Source organism: Micromonospora sp. CV4 (assembly GCF_003667455.1).
Lineage (GTDB): Bacteria > Actinomycetota > Actinomycetes > Mycobacteriales > Micromonosporaceae > Micromonospora.
Genome location: NZ_RCVI01000295.1, coordinates 13,616 through 30,031 on the forward strand (window position 1 = coordinate 13,616; position 16,416 = coordinate 30,031).

Annotated in this window: 21 protein-coding genes, 1 tRNA gene and 1 riboswitch; of the genes, 10 read left to right on the plus strand and 12 right to left on the minus strand. The window is 71.4% G+C overall.

The features are described 5' to 3' along the window. The first annotated feature begins 33 nt into the window (after positions 1-33). A complete protein-coding gene (locus EAD98_RS20235; RefSeq protein WP_121655621.1) occupies positions 34-573 on the plus strand; it encodes a histidine phosphatase family protein in 540 nt (179 codons plus the stop codon). 42 nt (positions 574-615) lie between these two features. On the opposite strand, the gene EAD98_RS20240 is transcribed toward EAD98_RS20235, so the two are convergent. The 4 genes from EAD98_RS20240 to EAD98_RS20255 form a co-directional block, all read right to left on the minus strand. Then, the gene (locus EAD98_RS20240) at positions 616-885 is read right to left on the minus strand and encodes a DUF6458 family protein (RefSeq protein ID WP_074315731.1); all 270 of its coding nucleotides are present in this window, start codon (positions 883-885) and stop codon (positions 616-618) included. A gap of 203 nt (positions 886-1,088) precedes the next feature. Beyond that, a complete protein-coding gene (locus tag EAD98_RS20245) occupies positions 1,089-2,945 on the minus strand; it encodes an acyl-CoA dehydrogenase (RefSeq protein WP_121655622.1) in 1,857 nt (618 codons plus the stop codon). A 139-nt stretch (positions 2,946-3,084) separates the two neighbouring features. After that, positions 3,085-4,212 (minus strand): PP2C family protein-serine/threonine phosphatase, encoded by a 1,128-nt coding sequence (locus tag EAD98_RS20250; protein ID WP_121655623.1) that lies wholly within the window; start codon positions 4,210-4,212, stop codon positions 3,085-3,087. Positions 4,213-4,313: 101 nt separating this feature from the next. Next, positions 4,314-4,946 (minus strand): septal ring lytic transglycosylase RlpA family protein, encoded by a 633-nt coding sequence (locus tag EAD98_RS20255; RefSeq protein ID WP_199723476.1) that lies wholly within the window; start codon positions 4,944-4,946, stop codon positions 4,314-4,316. A 187-nt stretch (positions 4,947-5,133) separates the two neighbouring features. Between EAD98_RS20255 and EAD98_RS20260 the strand changes: the two genes are divergently transcribed. Genes EAD98_RS20260 through EAD98_RS20270 form a run of 3 tightly spaced genes read left to right on the plus strand, consistent with a single transcriptional unit; the run spans position 5,134 to position 7,279 of the window. Beyond that, positions 5,134-5,685, plus strand: a complete 552-nt coding sequence (locus EAD98_RS20260; protein ID WP_121655625.1) for a phosphoribosyltransferase family protein — start codon at positions 5,134-5,136, stop codon at positions 5,683-5,685. Between the two features lie 33 nt (positions 5,686-5,718). Next, positions 5,719-6,792, plus strand: coding sequence for a questin oxidase family protein (locus EAD98_RS20265; protein ID WP_121655626.1), 1,074 nt, complete (start codon positions 5,719-5,721; stop codon positions 6,790-6,792). A gap of 55 nt (positions 6,793-6,847) precedes the next feature. Then, the gene (locus EAD98_RS20270; protein WP_121655627.1) at positions 6,848-7,279 is read left to right on the plus strand and encodes an ASCH domain-containing protein; all 432 of its coding nucleotides are present in this window, start codon (positions 6,848-6,850) and stop codon (positions 7,277-7,279) included. A gap of 87 nt (positions 7,280-7,366) precedes the next feature. Here EAD98_RS20270 and EAD98_RS20275 read toward each other — a convergent pair whose 3' ends face one another. Beyond that, positions 7,367-8,245 carry an LLM class flavin-dependent oxidoreductase gene (locus EAD98_RS20275; RefSeq protein WP_121655628.1) on the minus strand — a complete coding sequence of 293 codons (879 nt, stop codon included), beginning with the start codon at positions 8,243-8,245 and terminating at the stop codon, positions 7,367-7,369. A gap of 56 nt (positions 8,246-8,301) precedes the next feature. Here EAD98_RS20275 and EAD98_RS20280 point away from each other — a divergent pair, with 56 nt between their 5' ends. The 5 genes from EAD98_RS20280 to EAD98_RS20300 all read left to right on the plus strand — a co-directional run bounded on the left by EAD98_RS20280 (position 8,302) and on the right by EAD98_RS20300 (position 10,872). Further along, positions 8,302-8,496 (plus strand): hypothetical protein, encoded by a 195-nt coding sequence (locus tag EAD98_RS20280; RefSeq protein ID WP_121655629.1) that lies wholly within the window; start codon positions 8,302-8,304, stop codon positions 8,494-8,496. Positions 8,497-8,530: 34 nt separating this feature from the next. Then, the gene (locus tag EAD98_RS20285) at positions 8,531-8,950 is read left to right on the plus strand and encodes a hypothetical protein (RefSeq protein ID WP_121655630.1); all 420 of its coding nucleotides are present in this window, start codon (positions 8,531-8,533) and stop codon (positions 8,948-8,950) included. 9 nt (positions 8,951-8,959) lie between these two features. Continuing rightward, a complete protein-coding gene (locus EAD98_RS20290; protein ID WP_158609827.1) occupies positions 8,960-9,376 on the plus strand; it encodes a contact-dependent growth inhibition system immunity protein in 417 nt (138 codons plus the stop codon). A 102-nt stretch (positions 9,377-9,478) separates the two neighbouring features. Further along, positions 9,479-10,183 carry a dihydrofolate reductase family protein gene (locus EAD98_RS20295; RefSeq protein ID WP_121655631.1) on the plus strand — a complete coding sequence of 235 codons (705 nt, stop codon included), beginning with the start codon at positions 9,479-9,481 and terminating at the stop codon, positions 10,181-10,183. A 44-nt stretch (positions 10,184-10,227) separates the two neighbouring features. Next, positions 10,228-10,872 carry a dihydrofolate reductase family protein gene (locus EAD98_RS20300; RefSeq protein ID WP_121655632.1) on the plus strand — a complete coding sequence of 215 codons (645 nt, stop codon included), beginning with the start codon at positions 10,228-10,230 and terminating at the stop codon, positions 10,870-10,872. Between the two features lie 101 nt (positions 10,873-10,973). On the opposite strand, the gene EAD98_RS20305 is transcribed toward EAD98_RS20300, so the two are convergent. The 6 genes from EAD98_RS20305 to EAD98_RS20330 all read right to left on the minus strand — a co-directional run bounded on the left by EAD98_RS20305 (position 10,974) and on the right by EAD98_RS20330 (position 14,475). Beyond that, positions 10,974-12,074 carry an IS30 family transposase gene (locus EAD98_RS20305; RefSeq protein ID WP_147457451.1) on the minus strand — a complete coding sequence of 367 codons (1,101 nt, stop codon included), beginning with the start codon at positions 12,072-12,074 and terminating at the stop codon, positions 10,974-10,976. Between the two features lie 22 nt (positions 12,075-12,096). Then, positions 12,097-12,465, minus strand: coding sequence for a glyoxalase/bleomycin resistance/extradiol dioxygenase family protein (locus EAD98_RS20310; RefSeq protein WP_121655634.1), 369 nt, complete (start codon positions 12,463-12,465; stop codon positions 12,097-12,099). A gap of 84 nt (positions 12,466-12,549) precedes the next feature. Then, on the minus strand, positions 12,550-13,107 hold the full coding sequence (locus tag EAD98_RS20315; RefSeq protein WP_233583902.1) for a DUF3592 domain-containing protein: 558 nt from the start codon (positions 13,105-13,107) through the stop codon (positions 12,550-12,552). 65 nt (positions 13,108-13,172) lie between these two features. Beyond that, positions 13,173-13,562 (minus strand): hypothetical protein, encoded by a 390-nt coding sequence (locus tag EAD98_RS20320; RefSeq protein ID WP_121655635.1) that lies wholly within the window; start codon positions 13,560-13,562, stop codon positions 13,173-13,175. 136 nt (positions 13,563-13,698) lie between these two features. Beyond that, positions 13,699-13,772 (minus strand) — tRNA-Gly (locus EAD98_RS20325). 145 nt (positions 13,773-13,917) lie between these two features. After that, positions 13,918-14,475 carry a pyridoxamine 5'-phosphate oxidase family protein gene (locus EAD98_RS20330; protein ID WP_121655636.1) on the minus strand — a complete coding sequence of 186 codons (558 nt, stop codon included), beginning with the start codon at positions 14,473-14,475 and terminating at the stop codon, positions 13,918-13,920. 99 nt (positions 14,476-14,574) lie between these two features. Here EAD98_RS20330 and dcd point away from each other — a divergent pair, with 99 nt between their 5' ends. After that, positions 14,575-15,153, plus strand: a complete 579-nt coding sequence (gene dcd, locus EAD98_RS20335) for a dCTP deaminase (protein ID WP_089018323.1) — start codon at positions 14,575-14,577, stop codon at positions 15,151-15,153. Between the two features lie 59 nt (positions 15,154-15,212). Here the strand turns inward: dcd and EAD98_RS20340 are convergent, their stop codons facing one another. Then, a complete protein-coding gene (locus tag EAD98_RS20340; protein WP_233583903.1) occupies positions 15,213-16,190 on the minus strand; it encodes an NlpC/P60 family protein in 978 nt (325 codons plus the stop codon). 75 nt (positions 16,191-16,265) lie between these two features. After that, positions 16,266-16,402: riboswitch (cyclic di-AMP (ydaO/yuaA leader) on the minus strand. Positions 16,403-16,416: the final 14 nt, after the last annotated feature.

The following is a 16,416-nucleotide window of genomic DNA, read 5'->3' on the forward strand; positions in this document are numbered from 1 at the left end:
GCACGGAGATCGCCAATCGGGCAAGCTGGGGGCATGACGGACGCCCATCCCGAGACACGGAATCTGGTGCTGCTCCGGCACGCGAAGGCCGAGCAGGGCGGCGAGGGCACGGACGACGCCCACCGGCCGCTCTGCGCGCGGGGGCACGCCGACGCGGCCGCGGCCGGTGCCTGGCTGGCCCACCACGGGCTGCTGCCCGACGTGGTGCTCTGCTCGACGGCGCTGCGCACCCGGCAGACCTGGCACGGCGTGGCGATGGGGATGACCGGTTCGCCGCCGGAGGGCGGCCCGGCCGGACCCCGCCCGACCGTCCGCTACGAGCCCGGCGCGTACGACGCCCATCCGGAGGAGTTGCTGGCGCTGGTCCGCACCATCGACGCGACCGCACGGACGGCGTTGGTGATCGCCCACAATCCGGGCATCTCGCTGCTCTCCGCGCTTCTCGACCCGGAGGGGGCGGACGCGGAGGGGTTACGGACCACCGAACTGGCGGTGCACCGCGGCACGCTCAGCTGGACGGAGCTGGCCCCGACTCGGGCGCCGATCACCGCACGGCACGTCGCACGCGGCTGAGCCACCCGCCGATGGTCGACGGGTGGCCCGGGCGTACGCGGCTCAGGAGGGTGGCGCGGTCGGCGGCGGCGGGTCGGGCGGCGGCGGCATCATCGCCGTCGGATGCGAGAGCCGGTTCTCCTCGACGATGAGGGTCCGGGCCCGCTTACGCCGGTCCTGCCAGAACCAGAGCGTGGTCAGCAGCACGGCCAGCCCGGCCAGGATGAACACCCAGCCGACCGCGCGCAGGTCTATCCACCAGACGTTGGCTCGAATCGCGAAGGTCAGGATGGCGCCGATCGCGATGAGAAAGATGCCGCTTCCTACACCCATGTGCGCTGCACTCCCCCGTGCGGTGGCTCTGGGCGTTCCCTGTCGTGACCACGCGACGGTTACCCGCCCCGCCGCCGGCCTACCGGGGTCGGGCAACCGAATAGCAGGAGTGGTGCGGGCAGCGCGACGGCCGGCGGGGCAGTTGCCCCGCCGGCCGTCGGTGTCGGATGGCGCTCGGAACCTTCAGGCGTGCCGTGGCACGCTCAGAAGGCCTCCTCCGGCAGGTCCATGATGTCGAGGTCCGCGCCCTCGATGATGCGCCGGTCCGCGCCGATGCGCGGCAGCACCTCGCGGGCGAAGAACCGGGCGGCGGCCACCTTGCCGGTGTAGAACGCCTTGTCGGTGGCGGAGACCTCACCGGCGAGCGCCGTCAGCGCCACGTCGGCCTGCTTCTGGAGCAGCCAGCCGACCACCAGGTCGCCGATGGCCAGCAGGAACCGCCGGCTGCTGAGCCCGACCTTGTACAGGGCGCGGGTGTCGCCGCCCTGGGCCTCGCCCAGCCAGCCGGTCAGCACGCCGAGCATGTTCTGGATCTCGGCGAGCGCTTTGCCGAGCGCCTGCCGCTCCTCCTTGAGCTGGCCGTTGCCCGCCTCGGAGGAGATGAACTCCTGGATCTCGCCGGCGACTGCCATCAGCGCCTTGCCGTTGTCCCGGACGATCTTGCGGAAGATCAGGTCCAGGCTCTGGATGGCGGTGGTGCCCTCGTACAGGGTGTCGATCTTGGCGTCCCGGACGTACTGCTCCAGCGGGTAGTCCTGGAGGAAGCCGGAGCCGCCGAAGGTCTGCAGCGCCTCGTGCCCGAGCAGCTCGTACGCCCGCTCCGAACCGACGCCCTTGACCAGCGGCAGCAGCAGGTCGTTGACCCGCTTGGCCAGCTTGGTGGCCTTCTCGTCGCCGGCCGCCTCGGCGATGGCGACCCGGTCCTGCCAGGTGGCGGTGTAGAGAACCAGGGCGCGCAGGCCCTCGGAGTACGACTTCTGCAGCAGCAGCGAGCGGCGCACGTCCGGGTGGTGCGTGATGGTGACGCGCGGCGCGGTCTTGTCGGTCTGCTGGATCAGGTCGGCGCCCTGCACCCGGTTCTTCGCGTACTCCAGGGCGTTGAGGTAGCCGGTGGAGAGGGTGGCGATCGCCTTGGTGCCGACCATCATCCGGGCGTACTCAATGATCATGAACATCTGGCGGATGCCGTCGTGCTTGTCGCCCAGCAGCCAGCCCTTGGCCGGGACGCCGTGCTCGCCGAAGGTCACCTCGCAGGTGTTGGAGACCTTCAGGCCCATCTTGTGCTCGACGTTCGTGGCGTAGACGCCGTTGCGCTCGCCCAGCTCGCCCGTCTCCTCGTCGAAGTGGTACTTCGGCACGACGAAGAGCGAGAGACCCTTGGTGCCCGGGCCACCGACGCCCTCGACGCCCACCGGGCGGGCGAGCACGTAGTGGACGATGTTGTCGGTCAGGTCGTGCTCGCCCGAGGTGATGAAGCGCTTCACGCCCTCGATGTGCCACGTGCCGTCCGGCTGCTGGACGGCGCGGGTGCGGCCGGCGCCCACGTCCGAGCCGGCGTCCGGCTCGGTGAGGACCATCGTCGAGCCCCACTGCTTGTCGATGAAGAGCTTGGCCCACTTCTTCTGCCGCTCGGTGCCCTCGACGTGCAGCACGTGCGCGAAGGACGGGCCGGAGGCGTACATCCAGACCGGGGCGTTCGAGCCGAGCACCAGCTCGGCGAGGGCCCACCAGAGGGCGCGCGGCGCGTTGGTGCCGCCCAGCTCGGGCGGCAGGTCCAGCCGCCAGAACTCGGAGTCCATGAACGCCTGGTACGACTTCTTGAACGACTCCGGCAGCGGCGCGGTGTGCGTGGCCGGGTCGAAGACCGGCGGATTGCGATCACTGTCCGTGTAGCTGGCGGCCAGATCCTCGCGGGCGAGGCGGTCGACCTCGGCCAGGAAGCTGCGGGCGGTGTCGGTGTCGAGTTCCGAGTACGGCTCCTGGCCGAACGCCCGGTCCGCCCCGAAGACCTCGAACAGGTTGAACTCGAGGTCCCGGAGGTTGCTCTTGTAGTGGGTCATGCTCACTGGCCCCGCTTCCGGACAGGTGTTACCGATCAGTAACCCCGACTCTATTACTCGCGGGTAGCCACCGACAAGCCGATCACCCAAGTGACGGCCATTACACACTTGCGGTACCGCACCGCTGCGGGCCGACCGGTCAGCTCTCGGCGGCGCCGACTTCCCAACTCGGCACTGCCGCCGCCGCGCCGGTCCGCGTGCCGGCGTACTCCATCAGGACCAGGGCGATGTCGTCGTCGAGCCGGCCGTGCACCCACTCGACCAGGGCCGTCTCCAGCGAGGCCAGCCCGTCGGCGACCGTGCCGTGCCCGAGCAGCCGCCAGGCCCGGTCCGCCGTGGGGAAGAACTCGCCGTCCCGCCGAGCCTCACCGAGACCGTCGGTGAACAGCAGCAGCCGGTCGCCGGGCTCCAGACGTTCCACCCGGGGACGGACCACCGGCATGAACCCGAGCGGAGGCGCCGGCGCGGGCGGCTCCAGCGGGATCACCGCGCCCCGCCGCAACAGCAGCGGCGGCGGATGCCCGCAGTTGACGATCGTGAGCGTGCCGCCACGCTCCTCCACCAGTGCCGCGGTCACGAAGTCCTCGTCACCGACGTTGCGGGCGACCGCGCGGTCCAGGTCGGCCACCACGGCGCGCAGGTCGGCCCGCTCGTAGGCCACGTGCCGGTACGAGCCGAGGACGATGCTGGCCAGCCGGACCGCGTCCAGCCCCTTGCCGCGCACGTCACCGATGATCATGCGAACCCCGTACGGCGTGTCGATCGCCTCGTACAGGTCCCCACCGATCTCGGCCGTCGCCGTGGAGGAGATGTAGCGGCCGGCCACCGACAGCGTGCCGACCTGTGGACCGAGCGAACGCAGCACCGCCTGCTGGGCCACCGAGGCGAGCTTGGTCAACTCGGCGATCTTCACCGCCTGCCGCTGCCGTACCCACGTCACCGCCACCGCCAGCGCGGTGGCGAGCGCGACCGCGACCACGTTGACCGAGGTGACCAGCGACATCTCCGGCTCGATCACGGCGAAGCCGGCCCCGATCAGGGTCGCCGCGACGCCCACCCCCAGCACCACCTGCCACGCCGCCACCGCGGCGGCCAGGAACGGGGCCGCGGCCAGCAGAGCGACGTAGTGCGCGGGGCGGCCGTCCGCCACCTCCACCGCCGAGACGATCGCGAGCAGGACGAAGGCCGCGCCGAGGCCGGCGCGGGATCCGGGGCTCAGCGGGCGACGGCCCGACTGGAGGAGTCGCGTGGGTACGAGGGACAGCATGCCTGATCCGCGTGAGCGGGTGAATGAACCTGGCCCGTCGTCCGAGGAGGTTCTGTCCGGCTGGCGTGGGTGTCCGGCCGGAACGGCATCGCCCGCTCCGCTCAGCCGAGCACCTCGTACCGGACGGTGAGCGCGCCCACGTCGACCGAGGCGATGGTGGCGAACGCGGCGCGGGAGAGATCCAGGCAGCGGCCGTCGATGAACGGGCCACGGTCGTTGATCCGTACCACGACCGACTTGCCACTGGCCGGGTTGGTGACCCGGACCTTGGTGTTGAACGGCAGGGTCTTGTGCGCCGCGGTCAGCTCGTTCGGGTTGAACGACTCGCCGTTGGCGGTGAGCTGCCCGTCGGAGTAGAAGGAGGCGCCGCACGAGCCGCTCTCCAGCACCTTCGCCGCCGGCGTCTTCTTCTTCGCGGTCGGGCTCGGCTTCGGCGCCGCCGTGCGGGTCTTGTTCCGCGAGGCTGCCTGTGGCGACCGGCTGGCCGACGGACTGGCCGTCGCGCTCGGCGAGGCGCTGACACTCGGCGCGGCGGCCGGGGAACTGGCGGCGGGGCTGCTGGCGGCGATGGTCGGGGCGAGCTCGATGGTGGCCTGCTCCGGCTGCGCGGACCCCGAGGTCAGCTGCACGGCGCCCACGGTTCCCCCGACGGCGAGGGCGACGGCGGCCGCCGCGGTGGCCGCGATGCCCGCCGGGGAGGAGAAGATGCGGGTACGGGAGTGCCTACCTGCCACCGGCCCGGTCCTTTCGTCGACTGAACAAACCGGGTCGGACCGTAACGAGAGAAGCACTTCCGAAGTCAACGTGATCATTGTGGTATGCCCGTATTTGCACTGGTACGTGTAGCCGATCATCCGAGCCGGTATGGGCCGGCCGGCCCGGGTGCCCGCACGCCGGCCGCGCGTGCCGCAGGATGGACCGATGCCCGCCGAGCTGACCGAACGCCTCGCCACCCTGTTCCGGTGGATCGACCCCGGGCCGGGCACCAGCCACCTGGTCAGCGACATCTCCGGTTGGTGGCGGGATCCGACGGTGCTGGCCGAGCTGGGCCCGGCCCTCGTGGCGCCCTACCGATCCGCCCGGCCGACCGTGGTGCTCGCCCCCGCGGTCACCGGGCTGCTGCTCGGGCCGCTGGCCGCCACCGCCCTCGGAGTCGGCTTCGTGGCCGCGCACAAGCCCGGCGACGGGCGCTTGCCGGCCGGGCCGCTCACCTGGGCGCAGAGCCCGCCGGACTACCGGGGTCGGCAGGTCGACCTGGCCGTGCGGGACCGGCACCTCGGCCCCGGCGACCGGGTCCTGATCGTGGACGACTGGGTACGCACCGGAGCGCAGATCCACGCCCTCTACGACATCTGCGCGGCCCGGGGCGCCGAGGTGCTGGGCAGCGCCGTGGTGGCCGTCGACTGTCCGCCCGACGTCGCGACCCGACTCCGGATCACCGGCCTGATCAGCGGCGCGGATCTGCCTGCTTGACCTGAACCTCGGTTCATCTTCGACGATCGACGTATGAGCGACGGGATCCTCGACGAGGCGTACGAACGGCTGCACCGCACCGGCCCCGAATACGACGGCTGGCTGACCAACCACGGGCCGATGGCCGTCGAGGCGCTGGCCCGGCACGGCCACCAGCAGCGGGTGCACCGCTGGCTCGACGACTACCTCGGTCGCCTCGACGACCTGCCCCGTGGGCTGCGCCCGATCGACGACTGGCGGACGGCGCTGGGCGATCCGAAGCGGGCCGGTGACTGGTTGGCGTACTTCGACCGGGAGCTGCGCGAACGCCCTTGGCGGGAGGTCCTCGGCACCTGGTGGCCCCGGCTGTTGCCCGGCATCGCCGCCGGCGCCACCCACGGCGTGATCCGGGTCGGGCACGCCGTGCGCGCACTGGACCCGGGCGGCGCGAACCCGCAACGGGTCGCCGAGCTGGGCCAGGCCCTCGGCTACTGGGCCGCCCGCTGGCAGCCGGTCCCCGGGGCCGACCGACTGCTCGACCCGGCCGCCCCGGTCGGCCCCACCGCCGCCGAGGCGGGAGGGCCGGGCACCGACGGGATGGACGTGGACGCCGCCCTGGCCGGGCTGCCCCGGATCGACGACCAGTCCGGGGGCATCCTGGCCCGGCTGGTTCGGCTGCCGGGCGTACCGCGATGGGAGCCGGCGCTCGCGGCGCTGCGCCCCGCGCGGACCCCGGCCGAGGCGGAGCGGGGTCTGACCGCGCTGGTGCACCGCGCCGGCCTCGACTACCTGCGCTTCGGGCACGCGGCGCCGGTCATGCTGGTGCACGCGGTCACCGCGCCGACCGCGGTGCTGCGTACCCTGCCGGCACTCGATCGGGCGCTCTGGGCGCCGAGCCTCGCCGCGGCCTGGGCCGCGACGGCGGCCGTGACCTCGGTGTACGCCCCGACCGCCGGGACGCCGCCGCCGACCGTGCCGGCCGCGGCCCCGGCGGAGGTCTTCGCCCGGGCGGCCCGTCACGGTGACGAGCACGTGGTCAAACTGGCCGACGCGGTGCTCGACGCGCACGCGGCCACCGGCGACGAGCGGCTGCTCGCCGCCGCCGGCTACGCCGGTCAGCTGATCTGACCGGGCCGGGAAATTGCGGCGGCGGTACGGGTCGCGCTGGCCTAGCCTCGGCAGGATGTGGCCTCGGATCGGTGAACTGCGCACCCTCGCCCTCGGCACACCCGGCGAGCTGCGGGCGACCCTGAACACCCTGGTGCTGGCCGGCGTGAAGACCGCCACGGCCGGCCGGCTCGCCGAGTACGCGGAGGAGGGCGAAGAGCTGGAACGGGTCGGCGAACGGCTGGCGCTCGTCGACGACGACGACGCGCTGGCCGGCGTCGTGGAGATCACCGGCGTCGAGGTGGTCCGTTTCGCCGACGTGCCCTGGGATTTCGCCCGCGCCGAGGGTGAGGGCGACCGCTCGATCGAGGAATGGCGGGCCGGACACTCGGCCTACTGGGCCCGGCTCGGCACCCCGGTCGACGACGACACCCCGATCGTCTGCCTCCGCCTACGGCTCGTCTCCGGCGGCGAGGGCGGCGTGGCCAGCGGCGACCTCGGCACCTGACCCGATCGTCCCTGGCGGCGCGGTCTCAGCCGCTGGCGCTGTCGCCCCTTTCGCTGGCGCTGTGGCCCCGCCGCTGGCGCTCGCGGCTCAGCCGCGCAGCTCCGGCAGCAGTCGGGTCGCCACGTCCGCCAGGACGGCCTCGTCGCCGGCGTACCAACTGCTGGCGCGCGGCCAGTGCGTCACCACATCGGTGAAACCGAGGTCGGCGGCCCGGCCGACCTGATCGGCGAAGAACTGCGCGCTGTTGAGCGAGAAGACCGGCGCCGCGTCCAGCGACAGATAGCGGTCCAGGGTGGCCGGATCGCGGTCGGCCTCCTCCAGCGTCCGGTCCATCCGCGCGGACAGCGCCGACACGGTGTCCCACCAGCCCTGCACGTCGTCGGCCTCGGTGCCGGTGGTCACCCAACCCTGGCCGAACCGGGCCACCAGCCGCATCGACCGCGGCCCGTTGGCGGCGACCACGAACGGCACCCGGGGCTGCTGCACGCAGCCCGGATTGTTGCGGGCGTCCACCGCGGCGAACCAGTCACCACGCCAGGTGGTGCCGTCCTCCCGCAGGATCAGGTCCAGCAGCTCGGTGAACTCGGCGAACCGGTCGACCCGCTGACGCGGCGGCAGCGTCTCGCCGCCCAGCACCGCCGAGTCGAAGCCGATACCGCCCGCGCCCAGGCCGAGCAGCAGCCGGCCGTCGGAGACGTCGTCCACGGTGGTGATCTGCCGGGCGAACGCGGCCGGGTGCCGGAAATTCGGCGACGCGACCAGCGTGCCCAGCCGGATCCGGGAGGTGACCGTGGCGGCGGCGGTCAGCGTGGTCATCGAGTCGAACCACGGACCGTCCACCAGGTCCCGCCAACCGAGGTGGTCGTACGTCCAGGCGTGGTCGAAGCCCCACTCGTCGGCCTGCCGCCAGCGACGCTGCGACTCACCCCAGCGCTGGTCCGGGAGGATCACGATGCCAATCCGCATGATCGCCAGCCTAGCCGGGGGCACCACGGACACCCGGCTTTCGCTACCGTTCTCCAATGGACCTACGGTCGAGTCGGGCCGACACGGTACGAGCATTCGGCACCCTGTCGCTGGGGGCCGGCTTCCTGACCTCGCTGCTCACCATGCCGTCCAGCTCCGACGGGCTCAAGCCGCAGATCCTTGCCGCCTTCCTCATCCTGACCGGAATCGGTCTGCGGATCGAGGCGGCGATCATCGACCGTAAGTCGTAGTTCCGGCGATGCTGGCGGCCCCTACCCTCCGTTCATGGTCGTCGAACGAGCCGTCGCCCGGGCACCGCTGGGTCGCCGGCCGCGCATGCTCTTCGCGGTGGCGATCGTGCTCGCGGTGCTCGTTCCTTCCCTGGTCGTTCGCGAACTGGTCGAGGCACGGTTCGGCCGCGGACCGCTGGCCGACGTCGGCGCGATCGCGGTGCCCGTCGTGGTGACCGCCTGGCTGGCGCCGCGCGCCTCCTACCGCCGGCGCGACGCCCTGCTGTGGCTGGTCGGCCCGGGCATCTACATCTTCGCGGTGATCGCCTGGCGGCTGGCCCTGGCGCCGTACCGCGACTGGAGGCCCCGCCCGGAGGAGCTGCCCCGCATGCGCTGGCTGCGCGGCCCCGAGCACGCTGGGATGTGGTACCTGCCCACGAATGACCGGCAACCGGACGGCGGTCCCGCGCACTAGCCTGACCCGGTGCCGACGATCGAGCAGCTCGAGCGGGAGGTGTGGCCGGATCCGGGCCCGGATGCCACCTTCCTCGTCACTCGTTGCACCGAACTCCGTCGTAAGCCGCTGGCCGACTTCACGGCCGAGGACCTCCGCATCATGCTCGGGCAGGCGATCGGCGTGCCGGCTCTGCTGCCTCTCGCGGTGGGCATTCTGCGCGACGATCCCCTGGTCGAGGGCGACCACCACCCGGGAGACCTGCTCCTGCAGGTGCTGCGGCTGCCCCACTCGGCGTGGTCGGGCCTGGCGGCGGAGCGGGAGCACCTCAAGGCTGTGCTGGCCCACCTCCTCGCCGGTCCCGCCCTCTCCGACCCCGATCTCCCGCCTCGTGAGGTGAAGCGGTTTCGCGAGGCCATCGAGCAGTTTCTCGCTAGACCGGCGTGACGTAGGTCACACGCTAGCCCGGTAGGGAGCGAGCGGTCGGCTCCGACTCATCGGTGAGCGGCACCCGAGCCGGGGGTCGCCCGAGGAGAGGAACGACGCGAGATGACGAAGGTGACCGCACAGCTGTCGGTGTCGGCGGACGGGTTCTACGCCGGCCCGCGATTCGCCGGTGAGGGCGACTGGATGGACTCGGCCGAGAGCGCCGGCTTCTTCCGGGTCACCCGCTGGGCGACCGAGGCGATGGCGTGGCGCGAGCGACAGGGCTTCGCCGGCGGTGAGCAGGACACCAACTCCGAGGTGATCGCCGAGTCCTTCGGCTCGGCCGGCGCGTACGTGATGGGGCGGCGGATGGCCGACGGAGGTGAGGTCCCCTGGGGCGAGGTGCCGCCGTTCCGCGCGCCGGTCTTCGTCGTCACGCACCGCCCCCGCGAGCGACTGCTCCGCGGCGGTGGCACCAGCTTCACCTACGTCACCGACGGCGTGGCGAGTGCCGTCGAGCAGGCGCGCGCCGCGGCCGGCGGCAAGGACGTCGCGGTGGCCGGCGGCGGCAGCCTCGTGCGGCAGGTCCTCAAGGCCGGCCTGCTCGACGAGTTGGAGCTGCACGTCGTACCGGTCGTGCTCGGCACCGGCCTCCGCCTGTTCGACGCGGACCTCGACCTTGGCGAGAAGGAGGCGACCGAGCTGACGCCCACCCGCGTCCTCCACACGCCGCAGGTCACCCACATCCGGTACGCGGTGGGCGGTCGCGCCCCACTCGTGCTCGACGACCGGGGCCGCGGCGGCGGCCCGACGGTGACCACGAACTGAACCGCGCCGACCGGATACGGACCATCGACCCGAGAGGGGATCCCATGCCGCAACTGTTGCGGGTGCAGTGCTTCAACGTTTCGCGCGACGGGTTCGGCACCGGAGAGGGACAGAGCCTGGAACGGCCCTTCGGCCACGCGGACCCCACTCCGCTGTTCTCCTGGCGGGCCGCCACCGCCAGCTTCGTCTATCGCACCGAGCCCGGCGGCACGCGCGGTCTGGACGACTACCTGACCCGCGACGCCGAGTGCAACATCGGCGCGGAGATCATGGGTCGCAACAAGTTCGGCCCCCAGCGTGGCCCCTGGGAGAACCATGACTGGCTGGGCTGGTGGGGGGACAACCCGCCGTTCCACACGCCGGTCTTCGTGCTCACCCACCACGAACGCCCGTCGTTCACCCTGGCCGACACCACGTTCCACTTCCTCGATGCCAGCCCGGCCGAGGCACTGGCCCAGGCGAAGCAGGCAGCCAACGGTCGGGACGTACGCCTCGGTGGTGGTGTCGCCACCATCCGCGAGTTCCTCGATGCCGATCTGGTCGACACCATGCACATCGCCGTCGCGCCCGTCGACCTCGACCGGGGTGAGCGGTTGTGGGCCAGCCCTCGCGATCTTCTCGACCGCTTCCACCTGGAGTCGGTGCCCAGCCCCAGCGGAGTCACCCATCTCCTGTTCTGGCGACGATGACCGCCGACACGATCACTGCAGGCTGACCCGGGCCGACCGCTCACCCAGCCGGCAGCCAGACCGCCCACAGATCTTGGACAGTTTCCGTTCTGGCGGCGGGCTCAACCGGTGGTTGCAACACCGAGGAGCTGGGTCATCTTTTCACCTGGGGTGGCCCAGCCCAGGGTCATGCGGGGGCGATCGTTGAGTTCGTCGGCGACGTGGTCGAGGTCAGCCTGGTCGATGGTGGTGAAGTCGAAATGGCCTTTGGGGAAGTACTGGCGTAGCAGCCCGTTGGTGTTCTCGTTGCTGCCGCGTTGCCAGGGGCTGTGCGGGTCGCAGAAGTAGACCGGGCAGTCGGTGGCGATGGTGAAGTCACGGTGGCGGGCCATCTCGACGCCCTGGTCCCAGGTCAACGAGGCCCGTAACCGCTGCGGGAGCCAGCTCATCGCGGCGGCCAACTGGGACACGACGTGTTCGGACACCTTGCCCTCGGGCAGCCCGACCAGGATCACGAACCGGGTGGCGCGTTCTACCAAAGTGGCGATCGCGGAACCACCGCGTCCACCTCGACGTACCCCTTCGAGCAGGTCGCCCTCCCAGTGCCCGGGCACCGCCCGGTCAGCGACCTCAGCCGGCCGGTCAGCGATGCGCAGAGCGACCCACGGCCGGGCCGAGCGCACCGCCCCGCCTGGCGCCGCCCGGCGACGGCGAGCGGCCCGACCCGAGCGCAACGCCACCTGCCGAGCCAACTCCGCGCGCAGGTTACCCCGCGCCTGCAGGTAGATAGCCTGGTAAATCGTCTCGTGCGACACCCACATCTCCGGCGTGTCCGGGAACTGCACCCGCAGCCGGGCGCCGATCTGCTGCGGCGAACGACGTCGCCGCAGCATATCCAGCACCGTCTCACGCAACGGCCCGTCAACAGCCAACCGCGGTACCCGCCCGGACCGGTTGTGCCGCAGAAACGACGCCCACTGCGCCATCAACGGCTGATACCGCTGCCCGTAACGCTCGAACCGACCCACCTCCCGCGAGATCGTCGACACCGACCGCTGCAACCTTCGCGCGATCGACCGCAACGACTCACCCGCAGCCCGACCCAACCCAATCTGCTCCCGCTCCAGCGGACTCAACCTCGACGCCATAACCACCCCAACGACAATCACGAAAGGGTGTTGCAACCACCAGTTGAGCCCAAGGGCGTAACGGAAACTGTCCAAGATCTCTGCGCGTTTGACGGCGCTAGGACAGGCGCGACAGCACCAGCAGGCGGTTGCCGTCGGGGTCCATGACCCGGGCGGACCGCTCACCCCACGGCTGGTCGACCGGTTCTTCGGTGACCGTCGCACCCCCCGAGCGCAGCGCGTTCACGGCGGCGTCGCAGTCATCGGCGTAAACGCACAGCTCCCAACGATGCGAGTGGGCCGGTTCGCCGGCCTTCGGGTCGGCGGCCAGGCCCAGCTCGCTGTTGCCCAGGCGGAGGGCGACGAACTCCGGCTCGCCGTCGTCCGGGAACCGGTAGATCTGCTCGAAGCCGACGACATCCCGGTAGAACGCGATCAGTCTCGGCAGGTCGGGCGTAGTCACGATCGGAAACGCTTCGGTGAACACGGGACCACCTCCAGGCCGGACACTAGCCGGCAAATGACTCATCGGCATCGACCTCGGCCGAGTGCGGAGGTGCCCTGCATCGGCTCAGTGTCGACCGACCCGCTTGTGCTTCGAACGGCTCGTGAACGCGCGGCCGTCCCTGCTCGGAGCGCCGGACCGCCGTGGCCGCACGCGGGCGGGGAACCACTTGCGGAACGGGATGCGGGAGAGCGTGAGAAGGATCCCCGCGACCAGGACCACGAATCCGGCCGCGCCCAAGACGCCCTGGATGCGGCCCCGATGTCCGCTCAGCTCGTCGAAGTCGGTGACGAAGTCACTCGGATCGGCGCGGTTCACCCAGATCGACACCTCATCGCCGACCGGCAGGCACACCTCGACGCAGCCGATCTCCTGCTCGTACGTCCTGCCGGCCACGTCGTACCGGAGATGCATTGTGGTGGAGGTGCCACCGCGCTTCGCCACCCGGTCGTAGATGATCCCCCGCGCCGGTACACCGGTGGCCCGCAACTCGGTCTCCCAGTCCTCAAGCGCGGACTGGGTGCGCATCGGCAACCAGAACAACGCACCACCGATCACCATCAGCAGCACGCAGCCGACGGTCACCCAGACCGGGCGCCTCAGGATCATGATCAGGCGACGCACCGGCTCATCGTGCCGACGCGACGCAACCCCGGCCGAGCCCGCCGGACTCGAACCCCGCCCTGCATTCAAGGAATCTGTGACAGCGCCAGGCTGCAGGCGATGAGGAGCGCCGCCGCCGCGATCGGCCACGGCCACCAGCGGCCGGTGCGGAAAATTCGGACCAGCGTGAGCACGAGGCAGACCGCGCCCGGCAGCCCGGCCGCAGCGGCCACGATCCAGAAGGTCCGCTGCTCCGGACGCCAGCAGGCTCCCCACCCGTCGATGGCAGGATCGCACGGGTTGGGACCCGGGCCGCCGAGCGCCGGTGACCACCAGATCAGGTTGAATGCCATCCCCAGCAGGAACGGAAAACCGACGATCGCGAGGGGGATCGCCGCCCCGAGGCGCAGCGCGCGGGTGCGGGCACGGATCGATACCGGCTCAGTGCCCTCCGGCCGGTCGTCCACCGTGGTCATCTCGACATCATGGTCGCCCGCGGGCCGCTCGTCGTCACCCGACCGTCCGGCGGAGGATGGCCGATCGACAGTCACCGACCTTTGGAAGCTCGAAGGCCCCGGCTCGGATTCGGCATCCTGACCAGGGCCTTCGCGTTGGAGCGGGTGACGGGAATCGAACCCGCACTGTCAGCTTGGGAAGCTGATGTTCTGCCATTGAACTACACCCGCAAGCGGCACCACTGTACCTGAGTCACCCAGCCGGTGCACCCAGGTACCCCGTGGTCCGCAGCTTGCCCGCGTACCACCGGTGCCGGCCCCGTCACGACGGAGCCGGCACCGGCGTCTTTCCCCAGGACCGGATCGTGGGCCGCGGTCAGGCGGCCGAGCGCTGGACGTCACGGCTGCGGCGGGCCGGGCGGGTCTGCGGCACGGAAGACGGCCCGGCCGCGGCGGGCGGAGCGTGCGGGTCAAGCCAGACCTGGACGGCCGGACGGCCGGGCGCGCCACCCGGAATGCCCATGCCGTGCTGCTCGCGGCGAGCCAGCATCGCCACGTCGACGGTGAACTCGAACAGCCGCCAGTCGACCTGCGGGGCCGCCCGCGCGCTCTGCGCCAGCCGGGCCACCCGGGCCGGATCGGTGACCGGCCAGGCGCGCCCCGCCACGTACGCCTCGTCGTCGCTCTCCTCCGGCGGGAACGAGTGCAGCGCGTAGCGGCCGTCCCGTTCGAGGTCGCGACGCTTCGGCGAGTCGAGGATGAAGCAGAAGAGACCCTCGTCGGTGATGACCGGGGAGACCGGATGGACCCGCGGCCCGCCGTCGGCGCGGACCGTGGCCAGGTAGCCGAAGCCCGGCCCGTACTGCTGGAGGAGAACGCGGATCCCGTCGGCGAGTCGGGGCTCGTCGGCGGCGAATTCGGACCAGGAAGCCATGCCGGCATTCTATCGAACAAATGTACGACCAGCGACCTCGACGCGCTGGTCACCGGCACCGAATCTGGCTGTTGCCGGCAACGCCGCTATGGTGGTCCGATGCTGCTCTCCGACCGCGACCTGGTCTCCGAGATCAAGGCCGGCACGCTGGGCCTGGAGCCGTTCGAGCCCACCCTGGTCCAACCGTCCAGCATCGACGTACGACTCGACCGGCTGTTCCGGGTCTTCAACAACCATCTCTACACCCACATCGACCCGGCCATGCAGCAGGACGACCTCACCTCGGTCGTCGAGGTGCCCGACGGCGAGCCGTTCGTGCTGCACCCGGGGGAGTTCGTGCTCGCCTCGACGCTGGAGGTGATCTCGCTCGGTGACCAGCTCGCCGGCCGCCTCGAAGGCAAGTCGAGCCTGGGCCGCCTCGGCCTGCTCACGCACTCCACGGCCGGCTTCATCGACCCGGGCTTCTCCGGGCACGTGACGCTGGAGCTGTCGAACGTGGCGAACCTGCCGATCACCCTCTGGCCGGGCATGAAGATCGGGCAGCTCTGCATCTTCCGGCTCTCCTCGCCGGCCGAGCACCCGTACGGCTCGGTGGTCTACGGCTCGCGCTACCAGGGTCAGCGCGGCCCGACCCCGAGCCGCGCCTGGCAGCACTGGCGCACCTGGCCGACCCGCTGAGGCCGTAACGACGAGGGCCCGCCGCGACAGATCGCGACGGGCCCATCGGTCACCGGGGATCAGCCCGGGCGGCCGTAGCTGTGGATCGGGCCGTCGTCGACCTTCTTCATCTTGACCGGTTGGCCGGCCTGCGAGGCGTGCACGACCCAGCCACCGCCGACGTACATGCCGACGTGGTGGATGTCGCTGTAGTAGAAGACCAGGTCACCGGCACGCAGGTCGGCCCTGCTGACGTCCTTGGTGACCCGGCTCTGCTGTGCGGCGTTGTGCGGCAGGGACACCCCGGCCTTGGCCCAGGCGGCCAGCATCAGGCCGGAACAGTCGTACGAGTTCGGGCCCTCGGCGCCCCAGACGTAGGGCTTGCCGATCTGCGCGCAGGCGAACTTGACCGCCACACCGGCACCGCCGCCGGGGTAGCTCGCCGGGCAGGGCGCTGGACGCAGCGGGCCGCCGCCACCGTTGCCGTAGACCTTGAGGCGCAGCTTCTGCAGCCGGTCGATCTCGTCGTTGATCTGCTTCTTCTTGGCCGCCAGCTGGGCCTCGGTGCGGGTCAGCTGGGCCACCATCTCGTCCAGTGGCGCCTTCTGCCGGGCCAACTCGTCGCGCAGGTCGGCCACCTGCCGTACGTCCTGCTGCTGGTCGTGCGCGAACCGGTCGAGCATCTCCAGCTGCCCGACCACCTCGCTGGGCGAGCTGCTGCCCAGCACGGCGTTGACGGTGGAGACGTTCTCACCCTTGTACGCGCGGACGGCCAGGGAGCTGACCTTGTCCATCGCGGCGTCGACCTGGCGCTCCAGCGGGGCGATCCGGGCGGCCAGCGCGTTGGCCTGCCTGCGCTTCCCGGCCAGGTCGGTACGGGTGGCGTTGTGTCGTTCGATGATCGGTTCGAGCTTGTTCCAGTCGGCGTCGATCTGGCGCTCGATCTCGGCGACGGACGGGTCGGCGTGGGCCGCCGTGGCGCTGCCGGTCAGGACGACGGCGACGCCGACCAGGGCGGCGAGGGCGGTGGTGAAGCGGGACCAGCGTGGGCGCGGCACGATCGACGTCGGGCCGGCTGACGCCGGCCGCTCGGACGACGGCCGCGGGGCTTGGTGAGCCACCGGGTTCCGTACTCCTTCTTCCTGACCGCCTACCGGGTTAGCTGACGGGTTCGGGCGGGAAGGTGGGCGCCCTACCGCAGTGACTGCGGATTCACCCCAGGAAACCTGGGTCCCCGGTTCGCTGAGAAGCGACTCGGCGGTGTCGGTCCGTTACCGCCCGGGT